The sequence below is a fragment of the Nonomuraea sp. NPDC049684 genome (genome assembly GCF_044465345.1).
Lineage (GTDB): Bacteria > Actinomycetota > Actinomycetes > Streptosporangiales > Streptosporangiaceae > Nonomuraea.
The window spans coordinates 69,927-95,325 of record NZ_JBITLO010000009.1 but is presented as its reverse complement, the minus strand read 5'-3'; the positions used below and the strand labels follow the sequence as shown (position 1 = coordinate 95,325).

Sequence of the window (25,399 nt, the reverse complement as noted above, 5' to 3'; positions counted from 1 at the left end):
GGAGAACCCGATGTTAAGCGCACGTTAGATCTGAGCCGCCGCACCTTGTCCGAACAACCTTCTGGGGAGAGGCTCTGGCCTGCATCCACTCCCCCCAGGAGGTCCTACATGAACAAAGCGCGCGTGCCGTGGAAGGCAGTGATCGGCGGCTCCGTCGGCAATCTGGTCGAGTGGTACGACTGGTTCGTCTACAGCAGCTTCGCCGTGTACTTCGCCGCTTCGTTCTTCCCTGACGGGGACGACACGGCCAAGCTGCTCAACACCGCGGCCATCTTCGCCGTCGGCTTCTTCATGCGCCCGCTCGGCGGCTGGCTGCTCGGCCGCTACGCCGACCGCCGGGGCCGCAAGGCGGCGCTCACGCTCACCGTCACGCTGATGTCGGCCAGCGCGCTGCTGATCGCCATCGCGCCGACGTACGAGTCGGTCGGTTACGCCGGCGCGCTGGTCCTGGTGGTCGCGCGGCTGCTCCAGGGCCTGTCGGTGGGCGGCGAGTACGCCGCCAGCGCCACGTACCTGACCGAGGCCACCCCGCGCGGCCGGCGCGGCTTCGCCTCCAGCTTCCAGTACGTCTCCATGACCGCCGGCCAGCTCGTCGGCCTCGGCCTGCAGATCATCCTGCAGAACACGATGTCGAAGGAGGCCCTGAACTCCTACGGCTGGCGCATCCCGTTCGTGGTCGGGGCCGCGGCCGCCGCCGTCGTGTTCTACCTGCGCCGCAGCCTGCTGGAGACCGAGGCGTACGGCGAGGAGGAAGAGGAGCGCAGGGACAAGGGCACCATCAGGCAGCTCCTGGCGCACAAGAAGGAGGCGCTGCTGGTCATCGCCCTGACCATGGGCGGCACGGTCGCGTACTACACCTACACGACGTACCTCACCAAGTACCTGTCGAACACCGCGGGCCTGCCGAAGGAGACGGCCACGCTGGTCAGCTTCTGCGCGCTGTTCATCTTCATGTGCCTGCAGCCGCTGGCCGGGTCGCTGTCGGACCGCATCGGCCGCCGGCCGCTGCTGATCACGTTCGGGATCGGGTCGATGCTGGGAACGGTGCCGTTGATGACCGCGCTGGGCGGGGCGAGCGGCTTCGGGGGCGCGCTCGTCCTGTCGCTCGCCGGTCTGGTGATCGTCACCGGCTACACCTCGATCAACGCCGTGGTCAAGGCCGAGCTGTTCCCGACGCACGTGCGCGCGCTGGGGGTGGCGCTGCCGTACGCGATCGCGAACGCGCTGTTCGGCGGCACCGCCGAATACGTCGCCCTGTGGTTCAAGGACAAGGGCATCGAGTCCGGCTTCTACTGGTACGTCTCCGCCTGCGCCGCCGTCTCCCTGGTCGTCTACCTGACCATGCGCGAGACCCGCGACGCGGCGCTGTCGCGCAGCGAGGGCGCCGAGCCGTCGGATCCGGTCACCGCCCGCGTCTAACCTGGCACCATGCGGGTTCTCCTGGTCGAGGACGACGATCGGCTCGCCTCCGCGCTCACCACGGCGCTGGCCCGGCACGGCCATTCGGTCACCCGCGCCGGCCTGGCCGTCGACGCCCTCCGCCTGGCGGGGGGCGTCGACTTCGTGCTGCTCGACCTGGGCCTGCCCGACATGGACGGGCTCGACGTGCTGCGCCGGCTGCGCCGCGTCTCGGCGGTGCCGCTCATCGTGGTCACCGCGCGCACGCAGGAGCGCGAGGTGCTGCGCGGCCTGCGCTCGGGGGCCGACGACTACCTGGTCAAGCCGTTCCGCACGGTCGAGCTGATGGCCCGCATGGAGGCGGTGCTGCGGCGCGGCACGCGTCCGATGCCGGCCCGCGACCACGTGGTGCGCGTCGGCGACGTGCGCATCGACCTGGAGTGCCGGCAGGTCACGGTGGCCGGGCGGCCGGTGGCGCTGACCAGGCGCGAGTTCGACGTGCTGGCGCTGCTGGCCCGCGAGCCGGGCGTGGTGCGCAGCCGGGAGGAGATCCTCGACGAGGTCTGGGGCGATCCGCTGCTGTCGGCGTCCCGGTCGCTCGACGTGCACGTGGCGGGGCTGCGGTCCAAGACCGGGCGTCCCGGGCTGGTGGAGACGTTGCGCGGCACCGGCTACCGGCTGGGCCCGGCGGGATGAACGCGCGGCTGGTGGTCACCTTCACCACGCTGATCGTCTTCCTGATCGCGGCGCTGGCGGTGCCGCTCGGCCTGGCCTACGCCTCCCACCGGACCAACCGCCTGCTGCTCGACCGGCGCGCCGACGCCACCCGCTTCGCCGAGCTGGCCGACGCCGCGGCCCGCGACGACGACCGTACGGGCCTGATCATCGAGGTCTCCCGCTACGCCGACCTGTACGGCGCGGCCGTCCGGGTGCGCGACCGCGACGGCTCGATCCTGGTCTCGGCCGGCCGGTTCGAGGCCGACGACCGGGAGGCGACCCGGCTCGCGCTGTCCGGCCGCACGACCGAGGACCTGCCCACGGTCAGCCCGTTCGGCCCGGCCACGGTGCTGCTGGCCGAGCCCGCCGGTCGTGACGCGCAGCTGTCCGGCGTGGTGCTGCTGGAGGCCCCGACCGGCCAGGCCCGGCTGGACGTGTCGCTGGTCTGGGGCGCGCTGGCGGCGGGGGCGCTGGTCGCGCTGGCCTGGTCGGCGCTGGCGGCCCGGCGGCTGGCCCGCTGGATCCTGCGGCCGGTGACCGAGCTCGACCGCACCACGCGGGCCATCGCGCAGGGCCGGCTCGACGCGCGGGCGCATCCCGGGGCGGGCCCGTCGGAGCTGCGGCGGCTGGAGGAGCGCTTCAACGCGATGGCCGACGCGGTCTCGGCGGCGATGGAACGGCAGCGCGCGTTCGTGGCCGACGCCTCGCACGAGCTGCGCACCCCGCTCACCGTGCTCGGGCTGCGGCTGGAGAACCTGGAGCCGCACCTGCGCGAGGAGGGCACCGCCGAGTACGCCGAGGCGATGTCCGAGCTCGACCGGCTGGCGCTGCTGGTGGAGGACCTGCTGGCGCTGGCCAGGGTCGAGGCGGGCGCGGGCCTGGCGGGCAAGGAGGTCGGGCTCGGCGAGCGGCTGGCGGTGTGGCGCGAGGTCTTCGCGGCCAAGGGCGTGTGCCTGGTGGCCGATGTCCCGGCGGGCGCGGTGGTGCCGGAGGCGGCGGCCAGGATCGCCGACATCGCGCTCGACAACGCCCAGAAGTTCGTCCCCGAGGGCGGCACGGTGACGGTCACGCTCGACGGCGGGGTGCTGCGCGTCGCCGACGACGGGCCGGGGCTGGGCGCGGAGGAGCGGGCCGAGGCGCTGGGGCGGTTCTGGCGGTCGGGGGCGCACGCGAACGTCCCGGGCAGCGGGCTCGGCCTGGCCATCGCCGCCGAGCTGGCCAAGGCGTGCGGGGCCACCCTGCGGCTGCTGCCGGCCGTGCCGCGCGGGCTGGTGGTCGAGCTGGCCCTGGCTCAGCCGTAGACCGAGCGGTAGTAGCGGGCCGCGCCCGGGTGCAGGGGCACGACGCCGGTGCCGATGGCGTAACGCCTGTCGAGGCGGCCGCCGGGGGCCGAGGGGGCCTGGAGGCGGTCGCGGGCGCGGAAGAGCGTCTCGGTGACGGTGAAGGCCAGGTCGTCGGGGAGCGTCGTACGGCACATCAGGTAGCTCGGCGTGCCCACGGTCGGCACCTGCCTGGCCAGCCCGTACGCGCCGGCCGGCACGGCGGCGTGCTCGTAGACCGGCCCGTAGCGGCGGCGCAGCACCGGCACCAGCGACTCCAGCGGCACCAGCGCGATGTCGTCGAGCGCGGCGAGCGCGGGCGTCGGCACGCCGCCCGACCAGAAGAACGCCTCGATCCGGCCGGCGCGCAGCTCGGTGACGGAGGCGTCGAGGCCGAGCCTGCTGATCTGCGGCGGCGTGCGCAGCCCGGCGGCCGACAGCACGCGCGTCGCGGTCACCGCCGTGCCCGACCCCTCGACCCCGATCGACACCGGCCGCCCCGCCAGGTCGCCGACGCCGGTGACGCGCGCGCCCTCGCGCACGACCAGGTGCACGTAGTTCATGTACATCCGGGCCAGCGCGGAGACCGGCTGGTGGCGCACCCTGACCGCGTCGTCGGCGCTGTCGGCCAGCGCGAACCCGACGTCGGCCCGGCCGCCGGCCATCATGGTCAGGTTCTGGACGCTGGCCGCGGTCTCCACCACCCGCACGGTCAGCCCGTCGTGCCGCAGCTCGCCCGCCAGCCGCTGCCCGAGCGCGCCGTACGGGCCGCCCGCCAGCCCGGTGACCAGCCGCAGCTCGGCGGGCCTGGCCGTGGAGCAGCCGACCGCGAGCGCGGCGAGCCCGAGGAAGGCTCGGCGGGACATGGGCATGATGTCACGGTATCCGGTCCCGCAGAATGGACAGTGTGACCGAACGGGACGCACGCCTGCGCATCGCCGCCGAGCTGAGGATGTTCGTGCCCGTGAGCCGCCGTGGGGAGTGGCAGCGGGTGACCATCGACGGCACCTCCACGCTCGGCCATCACGTGGAGTCGCTCGGCATCCCGCTGACCGAGGCGGGCCCGATGCTGTCGGACGGCCGCGGCGTGGCCCCGTCCCACCTGCTCGCGCCGGGCGAGACGGTCGAGGTGCACCCGGTGCCCCGGCCGCAGCCGCTGCCCGCCGGGCCGCGGTTCCTGCTCGACGTGCACCTCGGCACGCTGGCCCGGCGGTTGCGGCTGCTCGGCGTGGACACCGCGTACCACAACGACATGGACGACCCGGCGCTGGTGGTGCAGGCCAACGAGGAGCGGCGGGTGCTGCTCACCCAGGACCGCGGCCTGCTGCGCCGCCGCGCGCTGTGGCTGGGCGCCTACGTCCGCGGCTCGCGCCCCGCCGACCAGCTCCGCGACGTGCTCGAACGCTTCGAGCCGCCGCTGGCCCCCTGGACGCGCTGCACGGCCTGCAACGGCGTGCTCGTGCCGGTGTCGAAGGACGAGGTCGGGCCGCTGCTGGAGGCCGGCACCCGGCGCAGCTACGACGCCTACGGCCGGTGCGGCGACTGCGGCCAGGTCTACTGGCAGGGCGCGCACAGCGACAACCTTGAGGAGATCGTGCAATCGGCGCGCATTTGGGCCAATAGCCGCTGATTCGCACTTTGAGAACGACCGTCAAGTTGATCTCAAAAACACCCTCGGCCGGGGGTTACGCGGACGATCAAGGGTATGAGCAGGGGAAACGGCATCACCCGATATCGGGTGCATACTGACACCCTTCCACCCCGTTGAGCAAAAGACTCCAATTCGACGTTTATCCGGAAAAATTCGGATTCGTCGCGTTTCCGCGTATCCATCTCGCGGCGCACGATCGGGGGAAATACCGCAAATGGCCAAGAATCGAAAGCTCGGCCGCGGCGCCGGGCCCGCTCCACGCGTATGGAGCGCCAGAAGGAAGTGGGCCACCGCCATTGTCGGCATGGCCACGACGCTGGTGGGCCTGCCCGGCGTCGTGGTGAAGTACAGCCAGGCGCAGAGCGAGCGGGAGACGCCCCGGCTCGCCATCACCGCGCCCGTCACCGGCCCCGGGGCCACCGCCTCGCCCTGCCCGCTGGTGAGAGGCACCGCCACGCTGCCCGAGGGCACGACCCTGCTGATCGGCGTACGCCGCACGACCGGCACGCCGCGCACCAGGCACACCCGCTTCTACCGCGTCGACCCCGTACGAGCCTCCGGCCAGTGGGACGTGCCCGTCTCGCTCGAAGGCGGCGACCCCGCCATGGCCGGGGAGTGGTACGCGATCACCGCGCTCACCGTGCCGACCGAGTGGGCCGACTTCCTGGAGAAGGTCGGCGGCACCCCGGGCGATCCGCTGATGTCCGCGTCCGCGATGCCGCCGCACGTGGGCGAGACGCCCTCCATAGAGGTCCAGCGGGACGCCGGTCCGGCCACCTGCTGAACCCCGCCGCGAACTACCGGGCGCGGTCGAACTCGCTCGCCTTCACGCCCGCCACGAACGCGTCCCACTCGGCGGGCGTGAAGAACAGCTTGGGCCCGTCGGGGTCCTTGGAGTCACGCACGACGACCAGCTCGGCCTGCCCGCCCTTGTGCGCAGGGCCGCCAGGAACGTTCTTGAGCTCGGCGATCTCGACGCAGTTGCCGCCGTTGTCGCCGGAAAAACTGGACTTCTGCCACTGGACACAGCTCAGGTCCATCGTTCCACCATGGCTTTCTTTATCGTTTCAAGGGACATGCTCAAGGGCAACGCCTCGGTACGGATGGCCTCGAACCGCTCCACGGCCGCCGAGACGTCCTCATGATCGCTCGTCGTGATGCCGCGCACCGCGGTTTCCGCGTACAACACCTCGGAGCCTCCGTCCAGGGTCGCGATCACGAAGCCGCCCGTCAAGCCGGAGTGCAGCCCGTGCGGGAGGACCTGGATGCTGAGCCGCGGGGTGACCGCGTCGAGCAGCCGCCGGAGCTGACCCTTCATCAGCTCCGGCCCGCCGATGGGCCGGAACAGCACCGCCTCGTCGATGACGCAGCGCAGCGACGGAGGGTCGTCGCGGGCAAGGATCGCCTGCCTCTCCATGCGCGCGGCCACCGCGGCCTCGTTGCCGCGCAGCAGGGCGCGGGCGTACTGCTCGGTCTGCAGGAGGCCGGGCACCAGGAGCGGCTCGTAGGTGCGCAGGGTGAGCGCCGCCTGCTCCTTCTCGTGCCACTTGCCGAACCAGGAGGGGAAGATCTGACCCTTGCGCCAGTCGAGCAGGCGGCGCAGGGCTCCGCCGGTGCCGAGGGCCTTGTCGCAGGCTTCGGCGAACTCGGGGCTGGCCGGGAGCTGACCGGTCTCGACGCCGCTGATCAGGCCCTCGCTGAAATGGATGCGCTCGGCGAGCTGCCCCTGTGTCAGGCCCGCCGCTTTTCGGTAGTGCCGCAACTCCCTGCCCCATATCGCCTGAGGCGCGTAGAAGTCGGCCACCCTGCCCTCCCCTCGCCCGAGTTCAACGCCAACGGCACGGACTTCAAAGTCCACTCCTTGCAATCAGACCACTACCGACCGTAGTCATATGGCGTCACGCTGGCCACATGAAATCCGAAAGTCCCGCCGTGACGCTCGCCCACCGGCGGCCCCTGCCGGACACGGTCCTCGGCGAACGGCGGATGCCCCGGCAGCCCGGCTGCGTCTCCTCCGTGCGGCGGTTCGTCCGCGACGTCGCCAAGGATCACGAAGCGGCGGCGGCCGCCGTCGAGATCGCCCAGTTGCTCGTCTCGGAGCTGGCCACCAACGCGCTCACCCACGCCCCCTCGGCGGAACCCGTCCGGGTCGTGGTGGTCCGGGAGGGGCGGCTGCTGACCGTGGAGGTCCGCGACTCGTGCGCGGCACTCCCCCGGATGGGCCAGGCCGATCCGCTGGCCTGCCGGGGGCGGGGGCTGGCCATCGTCCACAGCCTGTCCCACGACTGGGGCTGGCACCCCGTGCCGCCCGGCAAGGCGGTCTGGTTCCAGGTCGTCGCCTGGGCGTCCTAGCGGCACACGTCGAACGGCTCGACCCCCGGCAGGTACGTCCGCCACTCCGCCGCCGTGAGCGCGCGGCCGGCGCGGGCGCACACGGTCGCGGCCACATGCCGCCGGTCGAGGTCGTGCGTACGGAAGGCGCCGTCGTCGTCCAGCGTGTACAGCTTTGTGCCGTCGGCCGAGAAGCCGAGCCAGGCGTTGTCGCCCGCCGACTCCGCCAGCGCGTCGAACACCACCCCGACGTACCGCCGCGAGGCCACGTCCCACAGGCGGATCCGCGGGCCCTTCTCGTACGTGGCGATCAGCCGCCCGTCGGGCGACCAGACCGGCAGCGCCAGTTGCTCCGCGCCCGGCACGCTGGGGAAGGCGCCGAGCATGGTCCGCAGGTCCCGGTCCCACAGCGTGATCCGGTCAGGATGCGAGAAGGCCACCTGGCGGCCGTCCGGGCTGTAGGCGAACGCGCCGCCGACCCGCCGGGCCTCGGCCCCCACCGGCAGCGCGGTCCCGCCCACCGGATCGTAGAGCCGCAGCTCGGGGCCGCCCATGAGGAGCCGCGAACCGTCCGGCGCGAAGCTCATGGGCCCGGCGCCCGTCACCTTCGTGGTCCGCGCCCGCGAGCCCGCGAGGTCGTGCAGCTCCAGCGGCAGCGGCCCCTCGAACCTGGAGGGCAGCACGGCCAGGGTCCGGCCGCCGGGGTCGAAGGCGAGCGCGTCGGCCTTCTCCGCCCCCTTCCCGGCCAGCTCGAACGCCTGCGCCTCCCGCCCGCTCGCGACGTCGAGCACGCGGACGCGGTCGCCGTCGCCGTAGGCCAGCCGCCTGCCGTCCGCGCTGAAGGCCATCGCCGAGCCGTCGCCCTTCCAGGCGATCGGGCCGGCCAGGCGGCGGCGGGTCGCCGGGTCGAGCAGTTCGAGCCGTTCGTCCCGCTTGACGGCCAGGACCCGGCCGTCCTGGCTCATCCGCAGGTCGGGCAGCTCATCGCCGAGCCGGGGATCGAACAGCGTGGAGACATCGACGGTGGAGACGCCGCCCGCCGCGTCCAGCAGGCGCACGGCCTTGCCCGCCAGGTCGAAGCGGACCTGCGTGACGCCCTCCGGCACCGGGAGCACCAGAGTGGTCACCAGGCTGTCGCGCGGCCGCAGGACGAGCAGGTCAGCCGGTCGCCACGTGGCCACGTACCGGCCGTCGAAGACCAGGTCCGCGGCCTGCGCGTGCTCGCCTTCGAGCTCGTACTCGGAGGTGCCGGAGGGCAGCTCGTACAGGTGGACCTTGGGCTTGTCGTGGCGGGGCACGTCCTCGACGACCACGAGGGCGCGGCCGTCGTCGCTGAACCTCGCCTCGACGGAGGTGCCGGTGCCGGGCAGCGAGGGCAGGTCCAGCCGCCGGCGGCGGCCCAGGTCCCACACCTCGGACCGGTCCTCGCTGTCGGCGACGAAGCCGTAGCGGCCGTCGGGGCTGACGCCGTTGAGTATCGCGCCGCCGGGGGCGGTGAGGGGGGTGCGGGTGGCGACGTCCCACCATTGCTCGCCGTCGGAGCCGTACGGCACCGCGAGCCGGCGTCCTGTGCGGTCGAACTCCAGCGCCCCGAACCCGCCCGCCATGGTCGCGAACCGGCCGCCGAGCCGGCTGCCGGTGACGGCGTCCCACAGCCGCACGCCCTTGTCGTCCAGGGCGGCCAGCAGGCGGCCGTCGAGGCTCACGGCGACGTTCTGCACGCCCGCGCCGAGGCCGGCCAGCTCGTGCAGCTTCCGGCCGGTCGGGACGTCCCAGATGCGGGCGGTGCCGTCCGTCACGGAGGCCAGGACGTGGCCGTCCGTGCTGAGCGCCTGCACGCTCTCCGTGTCCACGTACGGCGCCACGAACACGTCGGTGACGTGCTGGGAGCCCGCGTCGTACAGCGCGCCCGCCGTCTCGACCAGCGCCGGGGCCAGCCGCCAGGCCGCCACGGACAGCAGCCCGGCCAGCGCGGGCTCCAGCTCGCGCAGCCCGGCGGCGCGCAGCGCCAGCTCCCTGGCCAGCGCCTCGTCCCGCTGCCGGGCCGACTCCCTGCGCAGGTACTCCGCCGCGCCGAGCCCGCCCAGCGCCACCACCAGCAGCACCGCCAGCACGGCCGCGAGCAGGCCGCGCCGCCGGGTGCGCCTGCGGGCCTGCCCGGCGGCGGCGTCCAGGAAGTCGCGCTCGCGTCTGGCCAGGGTGAGGTCCTTGCGTTCGGTGGCGGCCCACTGCAGCGTGCGGTCCAGGTTGGTGCCCTGGAGCAGGTCGGCGGGCTTGCGGCCGTGGCCGTCCCACTCAGCGGCGGCCTCGGCCAGGCGGCGGTGCACGGGCAGCCCCTCGCGGTTGCCCGCCAGCCAGTCGCGCAACCGCGGCCACGCCTGCACCAGGCCGGGGGCGGCCAGCTCGTACGCGTCACCGCCCGGCGTCAGGATGCCCGCCGAGACGAACACGGCGAGCATCGAGTCGACCGCCTTGTCCTCGGGCAGCTCCTCGCGCTCCACGGGACGCAGGCCGTCGCCGTCGAGCAGCCGCAGGAAGACCTCGGGCACGGCCGTCCGCTCGTCCTCGCTCAGCTCGCCGTAGAGCTCTTCGGCGATCGCCCCCAGATCGGGGCCGGCCTGCCCCCGCAGCTCCCCCGCCACGATCCCGCCACGGGCCAGGGGGTCGCCGGCGTCCCGGCGGGTGCCCTCGCCCAGCAGGCGCAGCAGCAGGTCACCGGCGGCGGGACGGGCGGCGGGATCGCGGGCGGTGGCGGCCGACACCAGCGGGGCCAGGTCCTCCGGCAGCCCGGCGACGTCCGCCTCGAACTCCAGCACCCGGCCCACGACCGCCATCGGCTCGCCGACCTCGACCGCGTCGCGCCCCCGCGCCGCGAACAGCACCACCATCCCCCACGCCCACACGTCGGCCGCCTCGGTGGCGGCGCGCCCGGTGAGCACCTCGGGCGCCATGTAGCCCGGCGTGCCCATGATCGGCCCGGTCGTGGTCGGCCCCGCCACCCTGGCCACTCCGAAGTCGATCACGCGGGGGCCGTCCGGGCCCAGGATGATGTTGTCCGGCTTGAGGTCGCGGTGGACGATCCCGGCCTGGTGGATGGCCGTCAGCGCGGTCGCGACGCCGATCGCCAGGCGGCGCAGCGCGTCCCCCTCGTACGCCCCCGCCTCCGCGGCCACCTCCCGCAGGCTCGGCCCCGGGACGTACTCGCTGACGATGTACAGCGGCGCCTCGTCCACCTGCGCCTCGATCACCCTGGCCGTGCAGAACGAGGCCACCCGCTGGGCCGCCGCCGCCTCCTTGGCCAGCCTGGAGCGCGACTCCGGGCTGTCGGACCTGGGCACCTTGACCGCGACGCGCTCCCCGGCCTCGCCGTACGCCTCGTAGACCACGCCCTGGCCCCCGGCGCCGAGCCGTGCGGCCAGCCAGTAACGGCCCAAGCGGTGAGGGTCGGAGGAAGTCAGGGCAGCCATCAGATGTGCCATTCTGATCGACATCTCCTCCGAAAAGGAAGGCCGCGTGGAATTCCGCATCATGGGCCCGCTCGAAGTCCGCGACGGCGGCCGGGATCGCACCCCCACGACCCCGAAGCACCGGGACCTGCTGGCGATGTTCCTGCTGAACGCGGGCCGCCCGCTGACCGTGGAACGGCTGCGCCGGCTGCTGTGGCCACGCGAGGGCGGCGACCGCTCCGACAGCCTCGTCCGCGGGTACGTGGGCCAGCTCCGCCAGCTCCTGGGCAAGGACGTGATCACGACCGTGTCCGGCTCGTACGTGCTGGCGATCGGCGCCCACCAGCTCGACGTCGACCGGTTCCGGCTGCTGGTCGAGCGCGGCTCGTACGAGGAGGCGCTGTCGCTGTGGCGCGGCCCCGCCCTGGACGACCTCGACCCCGAGGGCGAGCGGTGGGAGGAGACCCGGCGCCTGCGCGAGGAGCTGGAGGAGCTGCGCCTGCTCGCCCTGGAACGCCGCCTCCAGGCCGACCTCGACGCCGGCCGCCACCGCGAGCTGCTGGCCGAGCTGAAGCGGCTGACCAAACAGCACCCGCTGTGGCAGCGCTTCCGCGGCCAGTACATGCTGGCCCTCTACCGCAGCGGCCGCCGGGTCGACGCGCTGGCCGCGTACGCGGTGCTGCGCGACCAGCTCGACGGCGGCCACGCGATCGAGCCCGACCCCGAGCTGCAACTGCTCTACCACCGCATGCTCCACGACGACGTGTCGCTGCACGTCTCGGCGGGCCCCCCGGTGCTGCTGCCGCCGGACATCGCGAACTTCACCGGCCGCGCCGACCTGCTCGACCGGGTGGTCGGCGGCCACGTCGTCGTGCACGGCCAGGCCGGCGCGGGCAAGTCGGCCCTGGCCGTGCACGCCGCCTGGCGTGCCCGTGAGTCCTTCCCCGACGGCATCCTGTACGCCGACCTGCGCGAGACCACGGCCCCCTCGGCCGTCCTGGAGGACTTCCTGCGCTGGCTCGGCTGCCCGGCCCAGGCCATCCCGGCCGGGCTGGAGCAGCGCGAGCGCCTGTTCCGCACCTACACGGCCAACCGCCGCCTGCTGGTGCTGCTGGACAACGCCGCCGGCGAGGCCCAGGTGCGCCCGCTGCTGACGTCCTGCCCGACGGTCGTGACCAGCCGCTCGCCGCTGGGCGGCCTGACCGGCGCGACCCGGCTGTCGGTGGGCGTGCTCGACCGGGAGGAGGCCCTGGCCCTGCTCGTGGCCGGCTCCGGACGGCCCGCGGACGAGGCTCTGCACCGGCTGGCCCGCTTCTGCGGCGGCCTGCCGATCGCGCTGCGCATCGCCGCGTCCCGGCTGGCGGCCCGTCCGAACTGGACGGTGGACTACCTGGTGGGCCTCCTGGAGGACGAGCACAAGCGGCTCGACCTGCTGCACGCGGGCGACCAGACGGTCCGCAGCGTGTTCGCCATCGGCTACGAGGGGCTGCCCGAGCCGGCCAGGCGGACGTTACGCGGCCTCGGCGCCCTGTCGGCCCCCGACTTCGCCGACTGGCTCACCGACCGGCTCGGCGGCGGCGCCGAGGCCCTGGTGGACGCCGGTCTGCTGGAGACGCACGGCGTGGACGCGGCCGGCCAGATCCGCTACCGCATGCACGACCTGACCCGCTTGTTCGCGCGCGAGCAGCCGCTGCCGGGCGTGCTGGCCGAGGTGTCGGAGCTCGTCCTGGCCCGGGTGCGGGCCTCGCGCTTCTCGCTGGTGTCGGGCGACCCCGGCACGGCCGTGGCGACCAGGGACATCAGGGAGTCGGTCGAGTGGCTGGACGCCGAGCGGCCGTTCCTGGTGAGCCTGGTGGCCGACCTGCACGCCGCCGGGCTGGACGAGCCGTGCTGGCGGCTGGCGCACCTGCTGGGGCCGTACCTGGAGCGGCACCGCTTCCTCGACGACTGGCGGGCGGTCACGCAGCGGGCGCTGGAGTCGGCGCGGCGGGCCGGCGACGACCGGGGTGAGGCGCTCGTCCTGCTCAGCCAGGGCGACCTGCACCTGGCCGAGCGCGAATGGGACCTGGCCCACGAGAAGCTGCGGCTGGCGCTCGGCATGTTCCTGCGGCAGGGCCGCACCCGCGACGTCAACCAGACCCGGCGCCGCCTGGGCCAGGTGCACCTGGAGCGCGACCGGCTGGAGGAGGCCGAGCGGGCGCTGCTGGCCTGCCTGGAGGCGGCCGAGCACCAGCGGGACGCCGCCGACGCCGAGCAGGTGCTCGGCGCGGTGCTGCGCCGCGCGGGCCGGCTGGAGGAGGCCGCCGTCCACCTCCTGGCGGCCGTCGGGCATCTGACGGAGCTGGGCGACCGTCACCGGCAGGCCGACACCCTGCTCGACCTGGCCGCCGTACGGCTGGCGCAGGGCGCCAAACCCGATGCCAGGTCGGCCGCCGAACGTGCCAGGGGCATCGCCGTCCGGCTCGGCGACCGCCTGCTGGACGCGTACGCGCTGCTGGCCCTGGCGGGGGTCAACCGGGCCGAGGGTGCCGCCGGGCGCGCCCGGGAGCTGGCCACGGCCGCCCTGGAGGTCTTCGACGAGACCGGCGACCGCCGGGCCGCCGCCAACGCGCGCGCCTTCCTGTCCACCCCCTGACCCCACACCCCGCCGCCCGGCACCCCGCTGGTCCGTCACCCGGGCCCCCGTCGCCCCCTCTCGACCCCTGCCCGCCGCGGCGGGTGTCCGGGTTGGTGACGAGTCCGTCGCGTCGGGTGGTGACGGCCGGGGGTCCGGCTTACAGTGATCGTGTGGCCGAAGACCTCAAGCCCGCCCGGACGACGTCCGCCCGCCGCGGCGCCGCGCTGGCCGTCGCCGTCGCGGCCGCCCTCCTGGTGCTCACCGCGATCATGCCCTGGGCCGGCGTCGAAGCCCGCAGCGACCTGATCGGCGCCGGCGTCTCCGACGACGTGCGCGGCGTCGACGTCAGCACGGGCCTCTACACACTGCTCGCCGGGCTGGCCGCGCTGGCGCTCGGCGTCACGGGCCTGCTGGGCGGCCGGCCGCGCGTGGCGGCGCTGGCGGTGGTGCCGGGCGCGGTGGCCACGCTGCTGCTGGTGATGTTCGTCGCCGACCCGCAGCGCATCGGCGACCGGCTCTCCCTCGACCTGGGCGGGCTGCTGTCGGTCGAGCCGGTCATCAGGTTCGGCTGGTTCGCCGCGCTGGCCTGCTCGATCGCGGTCGTCGTGCTGTCCGTGCTGGCCCTGGCGCGCCGCGCGCGCTGACCGCCCGCCCAGCCCGGCGGCTCAGTCGAAGAAGCCGAGGCGGCGCAGCTGCTTGGGGTCGCGCTGCCAGTCCTTGGCCACGCTGATCCGCAGGTCGAGGTAGACCCGCGTGCCGAGCAGCGCCTCGATCTGCCGGCGGGCCTTGGTGCCCACCTCGCGCAGCCGCTCGCCCTTGTGCCCGATGACGATGGCCTTCTGGGAGGGCCGCTCGACGAACATGTGGGCGTAGACGTCGAGCAGGTCGTCGCGGCCCTCGCGGGGCAGCATCTCGTCGACGACCACGGCGATCGAGTGCGGCAGCTCGTCGCGCACGCCCTCCAGGGCCGCCTCCCTGATCAGCTCCCCCACCAGCACCTGCTCGGGCTCGTCGGTGAGCTGCCCGCCCTCGTACAGCGGCGGCGACTCGGGCAGGTGCTCGATCAGCACGTCGCCCAGCACGTCGAGCTGCTCGCCTGACTGGGCCGACACCGGCACGACCGCCGCGAACTCGGCCACCTGCGACACCGCGAGCAGCTGCTGGGCGACCTGCTCCCGGCTCGCCAGGTCGCACTTGGTCACCACGGCGATCACGGGCGTCTTCTTCACCGCCGCCAGCTTGTCGGCGATGAAGCGGTCGCCCTTGCCGATCGGCTCGTTGGCCGGCACGCAGAAGCCGATCACGTCGACCTCGGTGAGCGTGGACAGCACCAGGCTGTCCAGCCGCTCGCCGAGGAGGGTGCGCGGCCGGTGCAGGCCAGGCGTGTCCACGATGACGATCTGGGCGTCGGGGCGGTGCACGATGCCCCTGATGACCCGCCTGGTCGTCTGCGGCTTGGACGAGGTGATCGCCACCTTGGCGCCGACCAGGGCGTTCATCAATGTGGACTTGCCGACGTTCGGCCTTCCCACGAAGCAGGCGAATCCGGCGCGATGATTGTCTGGCGAAGTCACATTGTGCATTGTCGCTTATCAGCTGCCGTGTTCACGCCACCAGGCGAACGCGTCGGGCAGCGCCAGGGGTGTCCAGGCCGGCGTCGTCAGGCCGCCGGCCTCGTGCTCGGTCACCCACCGGTAGTCGTTGATCTCCTCGCCGTCGGGGGTCGGCGTGCCGGAGACGAGGGTGCAGGCGTACATGGCGATGACGTACGCCACCTCGTGGCCGTTGGGGTAGACCGTGCGGTACTCGGGGCCGCCGTAGACGCCGATCAGCCCGCGTACCTCGACCTCGACGGCCAGCTCTTCGCGCAGTTCCCTGACCACCGCGTCCTGCGGCCGCTCGCCTGGGTCGACGCCGCCGCCGGGGGTGGCCCACAGGCCGTCGTCGCCGTGCCGGGCCATCAGCACCCGCCCGGCGCGGTCGAAGACGCACCCGTTGACCGACGGCAGCATGAGCAGGTCGTTGCCGATCTTGGCGCGCAGCCGGGCCAGGAACGGCGACATGGCCACGTCAGGACCTCAGCGTGCCGTCGGGGCCGGCCACGAGCAGGGCCTTGACGCCCAGCTCGGCCGCGACCGCCTCGTCGGCCGGGTCGGGCTCGCCCGCCGTCACCAGCGCGACCGCCTCCAGCGAACGCGCGCCGCCGGAGACCGCCATGGCCACCGCGACCTGCACGGCCGACAGCGTCAGCGACGACAACGCGACGCCGGTCGCCGAGTACGTGCGGCCGGTCTCGTCGCGCACGGCGGCGCCCTCGGCGGCCTCGTTGCGGGCCCTGACCGCCCGCGCCAGGGTGATGATCTTGCTGTCTTCAGGATCGAGAGTCACGGGAACCAGGTTAGGCCGTGGACATCGACAGCAGGGCGGCGACCAGCTTCCTCGTCCGGTCCCGGTTCACGTCGCTCATGCCCGCGTGCACGACCGACACCAGCGTGTCGCCGTCCCGCGACAGCACGACGTCGAGGGCGTACGGGTAGCCGTTCAGCCGGCCGCGCAGCCGCGCCGCGGCGGCCTCGTCCCCGGAGCGGGCGGCGTCGCCGACGTCCAGCCTGCGGGCCCGCAGGGCGGTGCCGCCCGGCGTCCGGACCTCCCGGCACGACTCCAGGGCGTCGCTGAGGTCGTCGAAGCGCGCCTCGGCCTCGTCGCCGGCGTACCGGGCCAGTCCGACGGCGGCCCGCTCCCCCAGTCCGTCCCCCTGGTAGCTGACCGCGGCCTGGCCGGTGAGCCCCTCCTGGGGCGCGTGCCCGGCCGCCACGTCGAGCGCTGCCCGGCACGCCTGGTCCACCCGGCCGAACGGCACCCGCCAGGCCTGCTCGGGCCGTTGCGCGAAGCCGTCCGGCAGGCTCGGCCGCCTGGTGAGCACCTCACGGAGCTGGGCCATGGCCTGGGCGTCGACGACGGCCGCCATCTTCCCGTCCGCCCCGCCGCTGCCCGCGCAGCCCGCCAGGGTCGCGGCCAGCAGCCCGTACACGATGATCCGCGCCTTCATGATTCCCCCTGGACCGCAGCCTCCCCCGGCGACGAATGCGGCAATCTCCGCAGAGTTTCCACCAAACGCAAAAAGGGTGCCCTCGCCTGAGTTTTCAGACGAGAACACCCTTTACGCCGATCGACGTCCTGGCCGGCTAGCTGGCCGGAACGCCATCGTCCCCCCAGGAGCGCCCTCCGGCCGCGAACCCCACCCGGCGTTCGGACGCTTCCTCGTGACACCCACCGCACCGGGTGTCAGGTACGAGACTGCCGGACCCCGCTTGCAGACGACTTGTAGAACGCTTGCGACATCTCCCCGCAAAAGCGGTCAGTCACGTTCGGCGGCGGCCTGGACGTCGTCCTCCTCGGACGCCGCCACCCGGCGGACGACGACCGTGCTGATGCGGTTGCGCCGCCCGGCCAGGCTCTCGGCCGTCAGCTCCAGCCCAGCAACCTCCGCCTGCGACCCGGCGATCGGCACCCGGCCGAGCGCGTGGGCCAGCAGGCCGCCGACGGTCTCGACGTCGTCGACGTCGATCTCGGTGTCGAACAGCTCGCCCAGCTCGTCGACCGGCATGCGGGCGGTCACCCGCAGCGCGCCCTCGGACATGGTCTCCACGCGCGGGGCCTCCTGGTCGTACTCGTCGGTGATCTCGCCGACGATCTCCTCCAGGACGTCTTCGATGGTGACCAGGCCGGCGGTGCCGCCGTACTCGTCGATGACGATCGCGATGTGGATCTGCCGGGCCTGCATCTCGCGCATGAGCTGGTCGATGGGCTTGCTCTCCGGCACGTACGCGGCCGTCCGCATGATCGACTCGACCGTCTCCTTGCCGCCGCCCTCGCCCGACTCGTGGATCTTGCGGGCGATGTCCTTGAGGTAGGCGATGCCGATGACGTCGTCCTCGTTCTCGCCCACGACCGGGATGCGGGAGAAGCCGCTGCGCAGCGCGAGCGACAGCGCCTGGCTGATCGTCTTGCCGCGCTCGATGTAGACCATGTCGGTGCGGGGCACCATGACCTCGCGGACCAGCGTGTCGCCCAGCTCGAAGACCGAGTGGATCATCTCGCGCTCGTCCGGCTCGATCACCCGGCGCTCCTCGGCCAGGTCGACCAGGTCGCGCAGCTCGGCCTCGGAGGTGAACGGGCCGTCGCGGAAGCCCTTGCCGGGGGTCAGGGCGTTGCCGAGCAGGATGAGCAGCTTGGGCAGCGGGCCGAAGATGCGGGTCAGGCCGTAGACGATCGGCGCCCCGGCCAGCGCGACCGGCTCGGCGTGCTGGCGCCCCAGCGTACGCGGCATGACCCCGACGACGACGTAGCTGACCACGATCATGACGGCCGCGGCGGCCACGTAGGCCCAGCCCTGGTCGTGCATGAGGTCGATGAACAGCAGCGTGGCGATGACCGTCGCCACCAGCTCGCAGCTCAGGCGCAGCAGCAGGAGCAGGTTGAGGTAGCGGGGCGGGTCGGTGACGATGGCCTGGAGCCGGTCGGCCCCGCGCCGGCCCTCGCGGACGAACTCCTCCGCGCGCACCCTGGAGATGCGCGTCAGTGCCGTTTCCGCACTGGCGATCAGGCCACCGATGATCACAAGGGCGATGGCCCACAGCAACCAGGCGTTCACCGCGAGTCGCGCACCTCCTGCCAGGACTCGAGCATCTGGGCCTGCAGCCCGAACATCTCCTTGTGCTCCTCGGGCTCGGCGTGGTCGTAGCCGAGCAGGTGCAGGATGCCGTGGGTGCACAGCAGCTCCAGCTCGGCCTGGGCGCTGTGCCCGGCCTCCTCGGCCTGCCTGGCCGCCACCTGCGGGCAGAGCACCACGTCGCCGAGCAGCGCCGGGTCGGCCGGGCTCTCGCCGTCGCCGCGCGCGCCGCCGCCGGGACGCAGCTCGTCCATCGGGAAGGCCAGCACGTCGGTCGGGCCGGGCTCGCCCATCCACTTCTCGTGCAGCTCGGACATGGCGTCTTCGTCGACCACCACGATGGACAGCTCGGCGAGCGGGTTGATGCCCATCTCGCCGAGCACGTGGGTGGCCAGCGCGACGAGGTTCTCCTCGTCGACGCCGACGCCGGACTCGTTGTTGATCTCGATGCTCACGGGCGTCGTTTCCCCCGGTGGATGGCCTTCGGTTCCTGGGCGGCCTGGGTGGCGTCGTAGCGCCCGTAGGCGTCGACGATGTCGCTCACCAGCTTGTGGCGCACCACGTCGGCGCTGGACAGGCGGGCGAAGTGGATGTCGGGGATGCCCTCCAGGATGTCCTGGACGACCCGCAGCCCGCTCACCGTGCCCGAGGGCAGGTCGACCTGGGTCACGTCGCCGGTCACCACGATCTTGGAGTTGAACCCCAGCCGGGTCAGGAACATCTTCATCTGCTCGGCCGAGGAGTTCTGGGCCTCGTCGAGGATGATGAAGGCGTCGTTGAGGGTACGGCCGCGCATGTACGCCAGCGGCGCGACCTCGATCGTGCCCGCGGCCATCAGCTTCGGGATCGAGTCGGGGTCGACCATGTCGTGCAGCGCGTCGTAGAGCGGCCGCAGGTAGGGGTCGATCTTCTCGTAGAGGGTGCCGGGCAGGAAGCCGAGCCGCTCGCCCGCCTCGACCGCCGGCCTGGTCAGGATGATGCGGTTGACCCGCTTCTCCTGCAGCGCGCGCACGGCCTTGGCCATCGCCAGGTACGTCTTGCCGGTGCCCGCGGGCCCGATGCCGAACACGATCGTGTGCTGGTCGATCGCGTCGACGTAGCGCTTCTGGTTGACGGTCTTCGGCCTGATCGTGCGGCCGCGGGAGGACAGGATGTCGAGGGAGAGCACCTCGGCCGGACGGTCGGAGGTCATGCGCAGCATGGCGATGCTCCGCTCGACCGCGTCGGGCGTGAGCTCGCCCCCGCTGCGCAGCACCTCGACCAGCTCCTCGAACAGGCGCACGACCGCGCCGCTCTCGTCGGGGCTGCCGGTGACGGTGATCTCGTTGCCCCGCACGTGGATGTCGGCCCTGAAGGCGCCCTCGATGACGCGAAGCAGCTCGTCACGGGAGCCGAGGAGGCTGACCATCGGGTATTCGTCCGGAATCAGCACCTTGGCTTGAGTGCGCGAGGGAGGTGCCGTGCGTCGGGATTCATGTAGTTCGGACATGGGCAGGCCAGCGGCCTGATGCCTCCCGGTCTGTTCGGTGTTCTTCTCCGCCCATCGTATCCGGCACCAGGCTGATTGCTCGCGTCAATATCAGCCGGGCGGCCACGTGAGGTCACGCCCTCCGAGAACATGCGCGTGCACGTGGAAGACGGTCTGGCCGGCGCCGGCGCCGGTGTTGAACACGACGCGGTAGCCGCTCTCGGCCACCCCCTCCTGGACGGCGACGGCGTGCGCGGCCTTGAGCACGTCGTCGGCGAGCCCGTCGTCGGCGGCGGCCAGTGACGCCGCGTCGGGGTGGTGCGCGCGCGGGATGACCAGCACGTGCGTCGGGGCCTGCGGATTGATGTCGCGGAACGCCAGCGCCCTGGCGTTCTCGTAGACGACGTCGGCCGGAATTTCCTTGGCCACGATTTTGCAGAAGAGGCAGTCGCTCACGGCAGTACCCTATCGAGAGCGACCGTTCGGCAGTCCGTTGCGAATCGGTAATCCGTGGTGTCGTGCGCCCGAAGATCCGCGCGGTTAGGGTGAGTGTGCGACACTTCAGAGCAAAAAAGATGATTCAGGGTCGGGCGAGCGCCACCTGGCGAGGAACACGACTGGGTAATGCACCCTAAGGAACCGGGGAAAGCTTCAGAACCGGAAGAGAGTAAACCCTCTGGGAAGGCCGCGCGTCCCACTGATGTGACCACCGAAACCCTTCTGGCCGACAGGTCGATGGGGGCGGTGCCGGTCGGGTGGGATGCCGACATGGCCGTGACCGCGCTCTACAGCGCGCACTTCCGGTCATTGGTGCGTCTCGCGGTGTTGCTGGTGCGTGACATGGCAACCGCCGAGGAAGTCGTGCAGGACGCGTTCGTCGCCATTCACGGCGCCTGGCGCAGACTCCGCGATCCCGACAAAGCACTCGCTTACCTGCGTCAGTCTGTCGTCAACCGGTCCCGTTCCGTGCTGCGTCACCGCGCGGTCGTCGAGAAGTACGCACCCAAGGGCCTGCCGGACGCCCCGAGCGCCGAGAACGGCGCGATCGGCGAGCTGGAACGCTCCGCCGTCATCGAGGCGTTACGCGCCCTGCCGACCCGACAGAGAGAAGCACTGGTTCTGCGTTATTACGGAGATCTGTCCGAAGCTGAGATCGCCCACGCCATGGGCATCAGCAAGGGCGCGGTCAAGAGCCACACCGCCCGTGGAATGGCCGCGTTGCGGTCCGTCCTGGAGAAGATGTCATGACCCAGCCCCCCGACGAGTACGGCGACGTCCTGCGCCGTGCGCTCCGCGCGGAGGCGGACGCGGTCGTGCCCTCGCCGGAAGGACTGCAGATCATCCGCGCCCGCATCGAGCGGCGCGGCGTCCGTAACCTGTTCTGGTGGCGTGCGGGCGCGGCGGCCGTCAGCGCCGTGCTGGTGGCGGGGACGATCGTGATGGTCGTTCCCGGGCTGCGCTCCCAGATCTTCGAGACGCCCGTCAAGGTGGTGGACAACTCGACCACCACGCCGGGCAACTCCTCGACCAGGCTGTCCACGCCGCCCAGGCCCGACAGCCACAGCGCCGAGCCGCCGCCCGTGGTGGTCGTGCCGCCCAGCCACAGCCAGACCCACCGGCCCTCGGAGACGGCCAGGTCGACCAGGCAGCCCACGCCGTCGCCGACGCCGTCCTCGACGCCCTGCCCGAGCGGCGAGCCCGCCGGCGACCAGGAGTGCCCCGAGATCACGCCGACCCCCACGCCGACGCCGACCGAGCCGACCGACACGCCGACGTCGTGCCCCTCCGACGAGTGCCCGCCGGACGACATGCCGACCGGCCCGAGCGACCTGAGCAGCCCGCTGGTGGACGTGCCGCACACGACGCCGTGAGAGCGCCCTGAGCCGGGCCTACCAGCGCCCGGTACGCGCGAGCAGCACGGACGCCGCCGCCACCCCCGCCGTGGAGGTGCGCAGCACGGTGGGCCCGAGCAGCACGGGCACCGCCTTGGCCGCGGCGAACCTGCGCAGCTCCTCCTCCGCGACGCCGCCCTCGGGCCCCACGACGACGACGATGTCGCCGCCGGGCGGCAGCGCCACCTTCGACAGCGGCTCGGCGGCCTCCTCGTGCAGCACGAGCCCCAGCGCCGCGTCGGCCAGCAGCCCCTCGACCTGGGCGGTGGAGGCCAGGTCGGCCACCTCGGGCAGGTGGAACCGGCGCGCCTGCTTGCCGGCCTCGCGGGCCGTGGCACGCCACCGGCCCAGCGCCTTGGCGATCTTGTCGCCCTTCCACTGCGTGATGCTGCGCGAGGCGGCCCAGGGCACGATCACGTCGACCCCCACCTCGGTCATCATCTCGACGGCCAGCTCGCCCCTGTCGCCCTTGGGCAGCCCCTGGACGACCACCAGCCGCCGCGCGGGCGGCTCGACGGTGTAGCGGGCCAGCACGTCGAGGGCGAGGGCGTCCTTGAACACCTCGCGCACCACGCACTCGGCGACGTCGCCCGCGCCGTTGGTCAGGTCGACCCGCTCGCCGGCGCGCAGCCGCCGCACGGAGGCCGCGTGCCGCCCCTCAGGGCCGTCGAGCGTGAGCTCGGAGCCGACGAGGTCCTCGGCGATGAACACGGGGACGGTCACGGGTGATCGTCACCTGCCGTTGAAGGCGTCACGCAGGCGGGAGAAGAAACCCTGCTGGCCGGGGGCGAACTTGCCCGGCGGCCGCTCCTCGCCGCGCAGCCTGGACAGCTCGCGCAGCAGGTCCTCCTGCGTCTGGTCGAGCCTCATCGGGGTCTCGACGTTGACGTGGATGAGCAGGTCGCCCCTGCCGGACTCGTTGAGCCGCTGCACGCCGCGCCCGTACATGGTGATGACCTGGCCGGACTGGGTGCCGGGGCGCACGTCGATCTCCTCGGAGCCGTCGAGCGTCTCGACGGCGAGGATGGTGCCGAGCGCGGCGGCCGTCATCGGGATCTGGACCGTGCAGTGGAGGTCGTCGCCGCGCCGCTCGAAGATCTCGTGCGCGCGCTCGACGATCTCCAGGAAGAGGTCTCCGGGCGGGCCGCCGCCGGGGCCGACCTCGCCCTCGCCGGCGAGCTGGATGTGGGTGCCGTCCTCGACGCCCGCGGGGATGCGGACCTTGATCGTACGGCGGGTGCGCACCCGGCCGTCGCCCGAGCACTCCTGGCAGGGGTGGCGGATGATGCTGCCGAAGCCGCCGCACTGGGGGCACGGCCGCGAGGTCATGACCTGGCCCAGGAACGAGCGGGTGACCTGGGAGATCTCGCCGCGCCCGTTGCACATGTCGCAGGCGTCGGGGTGGGTGCCGGGGGCCGCGCCGGCGCCGTGGCACACCTCGCACAGCACGGCGGTGTCCACGACCAGCTCGCGGGTGGTGCCGAACGCCGTCTCGCGCAGGTCGAGCTCTACCCGGATGGTGGCGTTGCGGCCCCTCCTGGCGCGCGAGCGCGGCCCGCGGGTGCCGCCCGCGGTGCCGAAGAAGGCGTCCATGATGTCGCTGAAGGGGAAACCCGCGCCGAAGCCGCCGGCGCCCGCGCCGGCGCCGGCTCCGCCGCCGAAGGGGTCGCCGCCCAGGTCGTACATCTGGCGCTTGTTCGGGTCGGACAGCACCTCGTAGGCCTGCGTGATCTCCTTGAACCGCTCCTGGGTCTCAGGATCGGGGTTCACGTCGGGGTGCAGCTCGCGGGCGAGGCGGCGGTAGGCCTTCTTGATCTCGTCCTGACTGGCGTCACGGCGCACCCCGAGGGTGGCGTAGTAGTCGCTGTTTGCCACTTATCGACCTCTTAAGATGCAGCCAGGATCTGGCTGACGTAGCGTGCCACCGCGCGTACGGCGCCCATCGTCACGGGGTAGTCCATCCTCGTGGGACCCAGCACGCCGAGCCGGGCCAGTTGGTTGTCGCCAGAACCGTATCCGGTTGCGACGATGGACGTGCCGCGAAGGTAGGGGTTTTCCGAGCCGATGCGCACGGTGAGCGCGGACGGGGTGTCTGTGGATGTCTCGCCGAGCAACCGCATGAGCACGACCTGCTCCTCCAGCGCCTCCAGCACGTCGCGCAGGCCGGTGGCGAAGTCGGCGCCCGCGAGATTGGCCGCGCCGGCGAACACGATCTTCTCGTCATGGCGTTCGACGAGGGTTTCGAGCAGCACCGACAGGATGGTGGCCACGGCGGGCCGATCCTCGGCGGGCAGCCGCTCGGGCAGGTCGGCGACCAGCTCGGGGACGTTGCTCAGCCCGCAGCCGTCGAGGCAGGAGTTGAGCACCGCGCGCAGGTGGGCGATGCGGTCGTCCTCCACCACCTCGGGCAGCTCGATCACGCGCTGCTCGACGCGCCCGGTGTTGGTGATCAGCACGAGCATGACCCGCCGGTCGTTGAGCGGGACCAGCTCGACGTGCCTGACCGTGGAACGGGTCAGCGTCGGGTACTGCACGACCGCGACCTGCCTGGTGAGCTGCGCGAGCAGCCGCACGGTGCGGAAGACCACGTCGTCGAGGTCGACCGCGCCGGCGAGGAAGGTCTCGATCGCCCGCCGCTCGGCCCCCGACAGGGGCTTGACCTGCGAAAGCCGGTCGACGAACAGGCGGTAGCCCTTGTCCGTCGGCACGCGGCCCGCGCTGGTGTGCGGCTGGGTGATGTAGCCCTCCTCCTCCAGAGCGGCCATGTCGTTCCTGACCGTTGCCGGGGAGACCTTGAGGTTGTGGCGCTCCGCGAGCGCCTTGGAGCCCACCGGTTCGTTGGTGGACACGTAGTCTTCGACAATGGCGCGGAGCACCGCAAGCTTCCGTTCGTCGAGCACGTGCTCACCTCCTGCCTCTGCCTAACAGGGAAACGACAGGTCTAGCACTCCGTGTTCCCGAGTGCCAAGTGTACGGCTCTCGCCCACAAGGTGCGATAACACCAGGTCCCATCCTGTTGCTAGCGACTTACAAGCGACAGGCCTCACACTTGCCGCATGACCGACAATTCCCAGCCCCCGCAGTACGGACCGCCCCAGGGGCAGGGTCCCTACTACGGTCAGCCGAACCAGTACGCCCAGCCGCCGTACCAGCCGCAGCAGCACGGCCAGCCGCCCTACCAGCAGCAACAGCCGCCCGCCCAGTACGGCCCCCCGCCCCAGTACGGCCAGCAGAACCAGTACGGCCAGCAGAACCAGTACGGCCAGCCCGGCCCCCACAACCAGTACGGCCCGCAGCCGCAGTTCCCGGCCAGGATCGACGGCAAGGCGATCAAGCCGCGCCTGTGGTGGATCGCCGTCGTGTGGGCCGTCGCGGTCGTGCTGGGCGTCGTGGGCGTGTTCGTGTTCGCCGGCGGCGTGCTGAGCAGCGTCTCGGACATGGCCCCGACGACCACGTTCGCGTCGGGCGAAAGCGTGAAGGTCGCGATCGACCCCGCCAAGCGCCCGGCCGTCTACATCGCCACCGACACGCGGGTCAACTACCAGTGCGAGATCTCCGGCGGCCCGGCCCAGGCCAGGCTGGTCAAGGTCTCCGGCACCCAGACGCTCAGCGCCGGCGGGACCACCTGGCAGGAGATCCTCGCCGTCAACGCCCCCGCCAAGGGCGACTACCAGCTGACCTGCGCCACGCAGGAGGAGTCATCGGCCCGCTTCGGCGTGGGCCGTGACGTGCTCTCCGCGGCGGGCGGCCTGTTCGGCGGGGTGGCGGCGCTGTTCCTGTTCCCCGGCATCGGCCTGCTCATCGGCGTCATCGGCACGATCGTCGTCCTCGTCCGGCGCAGCGGCGCGCGTAAGCGCCTTGCGGTCAGCGGGTGATTTGCTACGGTCC

At 72.6% G+C, this 25,399-nt stretch carries 26 protein-coding genes; 11 read left to right on the top strand and 15 right to left on the bottom strand.

Annotated features, from left to right (window positions below):
- Positions 1–108 precede the first annotated feature (108 nt).
- From ACIBST_RS27080 to ACIBST_RS27070, 3 genes are read left to right on the top strand one after another with little or no spacing between them, the layout of a single operon-like run.
- Positions 109–1,419, top strand: a complete 1,311-nt coding sequence (locus tag ACIBST_RS27080; RefSeq protein ID WP_397175604.1) for an MFS transporter — start codon at positions 109–111, stop codon at positions 1,417–1,419.
- 9 nt (positions 1,420–1,428) lie between these two features.
- A complete protein-coding gene (locus ACIBST_RS27075; protein ID WP_397175602.1) occupies positions 1,429–2,094 on the top strand; it encodes a response regulator transcription factor in 666 nt (221 codons plus the stop codon).
- Positions 2,091–3,416, top strand: coding sequence for an ATP-binding protein (locus ACIBST_RS27070; RefSeq protein ID WP_397175601.1), 1,326 nt, complete (start codon positions 2,091–2,093; stop codon positions 3,414–3,416). The genes ACIBST_RS27075 and ACIBST_RS27070 overlap by 4 nt, the downstream gene beginning before the upstream one ends.
- Here ACIBST_RS27070 and ACIBST_RS27065 read toward each other — a convergent pair.
- Positions 3,407–4,306: a TAXI family TRAP transporter solute-binding subunit gene (locus tag ACIBST_RS27065; protein ID WP_397175600.1), complete on the bottom strand. Its 900-nt coding sequence runs from the start codon at positions 4,304–4,306 to the stop codon at positions 3,407–3,409. The genes ACIBST_RS27070 and ACIBST_RS27065 overlap by 10 nt on opposite strands.
- Before the next feature lie 26 nt (positions 4,307–4,332).
- On the opposite strand from ACIBST_RS27065, the gene ACIBST_RS27060 reads away from it, so the two are divergent.
- Positions 4,333–5,064 carry a Mut7-C RNAse domain-containing protein gene (locus ACIBST_RS27060; RefSeq protein WP_397175599.1) on the top strand — a complete coding sequence of 244 codons (732 nt, stop codon included), beginning with the start codon at positions 4,333–4,335 and terminating at the stop codon, positions 5,062–5,064.
- A gap of 325 nt (positions 5,065–5,389) precedes the next feature.
- Positions 5,390–5,869 (top strand): hypothetical protein, encoded by a 480-nt coding sequence (locus ACIBST_RS27055; protein ID WP_397175597.1) that lies wholly within the window; start codon positions 5,390–5,392, stop codon positions 5,867–5,869.
- 13 nt (positions 5,870–5,882) lie between these two features.
- Here the strand turns inward: ACIBST_RS27055 and ACIBST_RS27050 are convergent, their stop codons facing one another.
- Together ACIBST_RS27050 and ACIBST_RS27045 are read right to left on the bottom strand one after the other, a co-directional pair.
- Positions 5,883–6,125 carry a DUF397 domain-containing protein gene (locus tag ACIBST_RS27050; protein ID WP_397175596.1) on the bottom strand — a complete coding sequence of 81 codons (243 nt, stop codon included), beginning with the start codon at positions 6,123–6,125 and terminating at the stop codon, positions 5,883–5,885.
- A complete protein-coding gene (locus tag ACIBST_RS27045) occupies positions 6,116–6,889 on the bottom strand; it encodes a helix-turn-helix transcriptional regulator (protein WP_352352480.1) in 774 nt (257 codons plus the stop codon). The genes ACIBST_RS27050 and ACIBST_RS27045 overlap by 10 nt, the downstream gene beginning before the upstream one ends.
- A 107-nt stretch (positions 6,890–6,996) precedes the next feature.
- On the opposite strand from ACIBST_RS27045, the gene ACIBST_RS27040 reads away from it, so the two are divergent.
- The gene (locus ACIBST_RS27040) at positions 6,997–7,437 is read left to right on the top strand and encodes an ATP-binding protein (protein WP_397175594.1); all 441 of its coding nucleotides are present in this window, start codon (positions 6,997–6,999) and stop codon (positions 7,435–7,437) included.
- Here the strand turns inward: ACIBST_RS27040 and ACIBST_RS27035 are convergent.
- Positions 7,434–10,850 carry a protein kinase gene (locus ACIBST_RS27035; protein ID WP_397175592.1) on the bottom strand — a complete coding sequence of 1,139 codons (3,417 nt, stop codon included), beginning with the start codon at positions 10,848–10,850 and terminating at the stop codon, positions 7,434–7,436. The two genes, ACIBST_RS27040 and ACIBST_RS27035, sit on opposite strands and share 4 nt — an antisense overlap.
- A gap of 79 nt (positions 10,851–10,929) precedes the next feature.
- On the opposite strand from ACIBST_RS27035, the gene ACIBST_RS27030 reads away from it, so the two are divergent.
- Positions 10,930–13,497 (top strand): BTAD domain-containing putative transcriptional regulator, encoded by a 2,568-nt coding sequence (locus tag ACIBST_RS27030; RefSeq protein WP_397175590.1) that lies wholly within the window; start codon positions 10,930–10,932, stop codon positions 13,495–13,497.
- A 152-nt stretch (positions 13,498–13,649) separates the two neighbouring features.
- Positions 13,650–14,123, top strand: a complete 474-nt coding sequence (locus tag ACIBST_RS27025) for a hypothetical protein (RefSeq protein ID WP_397175588.1) — start codon at positions 13,650–13,652, stop codon at positions 14,121–14,123.
- A 21-nt stretch (positions 14,124–14,144) separates the two neighbouring features.
- On the opposite strand, the gene era is transcribed toward ACIBST_RS27025, so the two are convergent.
- The 8 genes from era to ACIBST_RS26985 form a co-directional block, all read right to left on the bottom strand.
- Positions 14,145–15,062, bottom strand: a complete 918-nt coding sequence (gene era / locus ACIBST_RS27020; protein ID WP_397175587.1) for a GTPase Era — start codon at positions 15,060–15,062, stop codon at positions 14,145–14,147.
- 9 nt (positions 15,063–15,071) lie between these two features.
- Positions 15,072–15,542: an NUDIX domain-containing protein gene (locus ACIBST_RS27015; protein ID WP_397176059.1), complete on the bottom strand. Its 471-nt coding sequence runs from the start codon at positions 15,540–15,542 to the stop codon at positions 15,072–15,074.
- Positions 15,543–15,549: 7 nt separating this feature from the next.
- Positions 15,550–15,867 carry a cytidine deaminase gene (locus ACIBST_RS27010; RefSeq protein ID WP_397175585.1) on the bottom strand — a complete coding sequence of 106 codons (318 nt, stop codon included), beginning with the start codon at positions 15,865–15,867 and terminating at the stop codon, positions 15,550–15,552.
- Positions 15,868–15,877: 10 nt separating this feature from the next.
- On the bottom strand, positions 15,878–16,528 hold the full coding sequence (locus tag ACIBST_RS27005; protein ID WP_397175583.1) for a hypothetical protein: 651 nt from the start codon (positions 16,526–16,528) through the stop codon (positions 15,878–15,880).
- A 309-nt stretch (positions 16,529–16,837) separates the two neighbouring features.
- Positions 16,838–18,133, bottom strand: coding sequence for a hemolysin family protein (locus ACIBST_RS27000; protein ID WP_397175582.1), 1,296 nt, complete (start codon positions 18,131–18,133; stop codon positions 16,838–16,840).
- Entirely contained in the window at positions 18,130–18,606 is a 477-nt protein-coding gene (gene ybeY, locus ACIBST_RS26995; protein ID WP_397175580.1) for an rRNA maturation RNase YbeY, read from the bottom strand. The genes ACIBST_RS27000 and ybeY overlap by 4 nt, the downstream gene beginning before the upstream one ends.
- A complete protein-coding gene (locus ACIBST_RS26990) occupies positions 18,603–19,640 on the bottom strand; it encodes a PhoH family protein (RefSeq protein WP_352352470.1) in 1,038 nt (345 codons plus the stop codon). Before ACIBST_RS26990 ends, ybeY begins: the two co-directional genes overlap by 4 nt.
- A gap of 90 nt (positions 19,641–19,730) precedes the next feature.
- Positions 19,731–20,075 carry a histidine triad nucleotide-binding protein gene (locus ACIBST_RS26985; protein ID WP_397175578.1) on the bottom strand — a complete coding sequence of 115 codons (345 nt, stop codon included), beginning with the start codon at positions 20,073–20,075 and terminating at the stop codon, positions 19,731–19,733.
- Positions 20,076–20,354: 279 nt separating this feature from the next.
- Here ACIBST_RS26985 and ACIBST_RS26980 point away from each other — a divergent pair, with 279 nt between their 5' ends.
- Together ACIBST_RS26980 and ACIBST_RS26975 are read left to right on the top strand one after the other, a co-directional pair.
- Positions 20,355–20,867 carry a SigE family RNA polymerase sigma factor gene (locus ACIBST_RS26980; protein ID WP_049573205.1) on the top strand — a complete coding sequence of 171 codons (513 nt, stop codon included), beginning with the start codon at positions 20,355–20,357 and terminating at the stop codon, positions 20,865–20,867.
- Positions 20,864–21,490, top strand: coding sequence for a hypothetical protein (locus ACIBST_RS26975; RefSeq protein WP_397175576.1), 627 nt, complete (start codon positions 20,864–20,866; stop codon positions 21,488–21,490). Before ACIBST_RS26980 ends, ACIBST_RS26975 begins: the two co-directional genes overlap by 4 nt.
- Positions 21,491–21,508: 18 nt before the next feature.
- On the opposite strand, the gene ACIBST_RS26970 is transcribed toward ACIBST_RS26975, so the two are convergent.
- Genes ACIBST_RS26970 through hrcA form a run of 3 tightly spaced genes read right to left on the bottom strand, consistent with a single transcriptional unit; the run spans position 21,509 to position 24,411 of the window.
- Entirely contained in the window at positions 21,509–22,234 is a 726-nt protein-coding gene (locus ACIBST_RS26970; protein WP_397175575.1) for a 16S rRNA (uracil(1498)-N(3))-methyltransferase, read from the bottom strand.
- A gap of 9 nt (positions 22,235–22,243) precedes the next feature.
- Complete coding sequence (dnaJ, locus tag ACIBST_RS26965) at positions 22,244–23,386, bottom strand: molecular chaperone DnaJ (RefSeq protein ID WP_364339640.1); 1,143 nt, start codon at positions 23,384–23,386, stop codon at positions 22,244–22,246.
- An 11-nt stretch (positions 23,387–23,397) separates the two neighbouring features.
- A complete protein-coding gene (gene hrcA, locus ACIBST_RS26960) occupies positions 23,398–24,411 on the bottom strand; it encodes a heat-inducible transcriptional repressor HrcA (protein ID WP_352324080.1) in 1,014 nt (337 codons plus the stop codon).
- A gap of 156 nt (positions 24,412–24,567) precedes the next feature.
- On the opposite strand from hrcA, the gene ACIBST_RS26955 reads away from it, so the two are divergent.
- Positions 24,568–25,386 carry a hypothetical protein gene (locus ACIBST_RS26955; protein ID WP_397175573.1) on the top strand — a complete coding sequence of 273 codons (819 nt, stop codon included), beginning with the start codon at positions 24,568–24,570 and terminating at the stop codon, positions 25,384–25,386.
- Positions 25,387–25,399: the final 13 nt, after the last annotated feature.

Excerpts from the sequence above, each read along its gene's own strand:
- ACIBST_RS27050 (WP_397175596.1), bottom strand. The coding sequence starts at position 6,125 with ATGGACCTGAGCTGTGTCCAGTGGCAGAAGTCCAGTTTTTCCGGCGAC.
- ACIBST_RS27005 (WP_397175583.1), bottom strand. The coding sequence starts at position 16,528 with ATGAAGGCGCGGATCATCGTGTACGGGCTGCTGGCCGCGACCCTGGCG.
- ACIBST_RS27065 (WP_397175600.1), bottom strand. The coding sequence starts at position 4,306 with ATGCCCATGTCCCGCCGAGCCTTCCTCGGGCTCGCCGCGCTCGCGGTC.
- ACIBST_RS27060 (WP_397175599.1), top strand. The coding sequence starts at position 4,333 with ATGGACAGTGTGACCGAACGGGACGCACGCCTGCGCATCGCCGCCGAG.
- ACIBST_RS27075 (WP_397175602.1), top strand. The coding sequence starts at position 1,429 with ATGCGGGTTCTCCTGGTCGAGGACGACGATCGGCTCGCCTCCGCGCTC.
- ACIBST_RS26955 (WP_397175573.1), top strand. The coding sequence starts at position 24,568 with ATGACCGACAATTCCCAGCCCCCGCAGTACGGACCGCCCCAGGGGCAG.
- ACIBST_RS27015 (WP_397176059.1), bottom strand. The coding sequence starts at position 15,542 with ATGTCGCCGTTCCTGGCCCGGCTGCGCGCCAAGATCGGCAACGACCTG.
- ACIBST_RS27040 (WP_397175594.1), top strand. The coding sequence starts at position 6,997 with ATGAAATCCGAAAGTCCCGCCGTGACGCTCGCCCACCGGCGGCCCCTG.
- era (WP_397175587.1), bottom strand. The coding sequence starts at position 15,062 with ATGCACAATGTGACTTCGCCAGACAATCATCGCGCCGGATTCGCCTGC.
- ACIBST_RS27080 (WP_397175604.1), top strand. The coding sequence starts at position 109 with ATGAACAAAGCGCGCGTGCCGTGGAAGGCAGTGATCGGCGGCTCCGTC.
- ACIBST_RS26975 (WP_397175576.1), top strand. The coding sequence starts at position 20,864 with ATGACCCAGCCCCCCGACGAGTACGGCGACGTCCTGCGCCGTGCGCTC.
- ACIBST_RS27070 (WP_397175601.1), top strand. The coding sequence starts at position 2,091 with ATGAACGCGCGGCTGGTGGTCACCTTCACCACGCTGATCGTCTTCCTG.
- ACIBST_RS27055 (WP_397175597.1), top strand. The coding sequence starts at position 5,390 with ATGGCCACGACGCTGGTGGGCCTGCCCGGCGTCGTGGTGAAGTACAGC.
- ACIBST_RS26980 (WP_049573205.1), top strand. The coding sequence starts at position 20,355 with ATGGGGGCGGTGCCGGTCGGGTGGGATGCCGACATGGCCGTGACCGCG.
- ACIBST_RS26990 (WP_352352470.1), bottom strand. The coding sequence starts at position 19,640 with ATGTCCGAACTACATGAATCCCGACGCACGGCACCTCCCTCGCGCACT.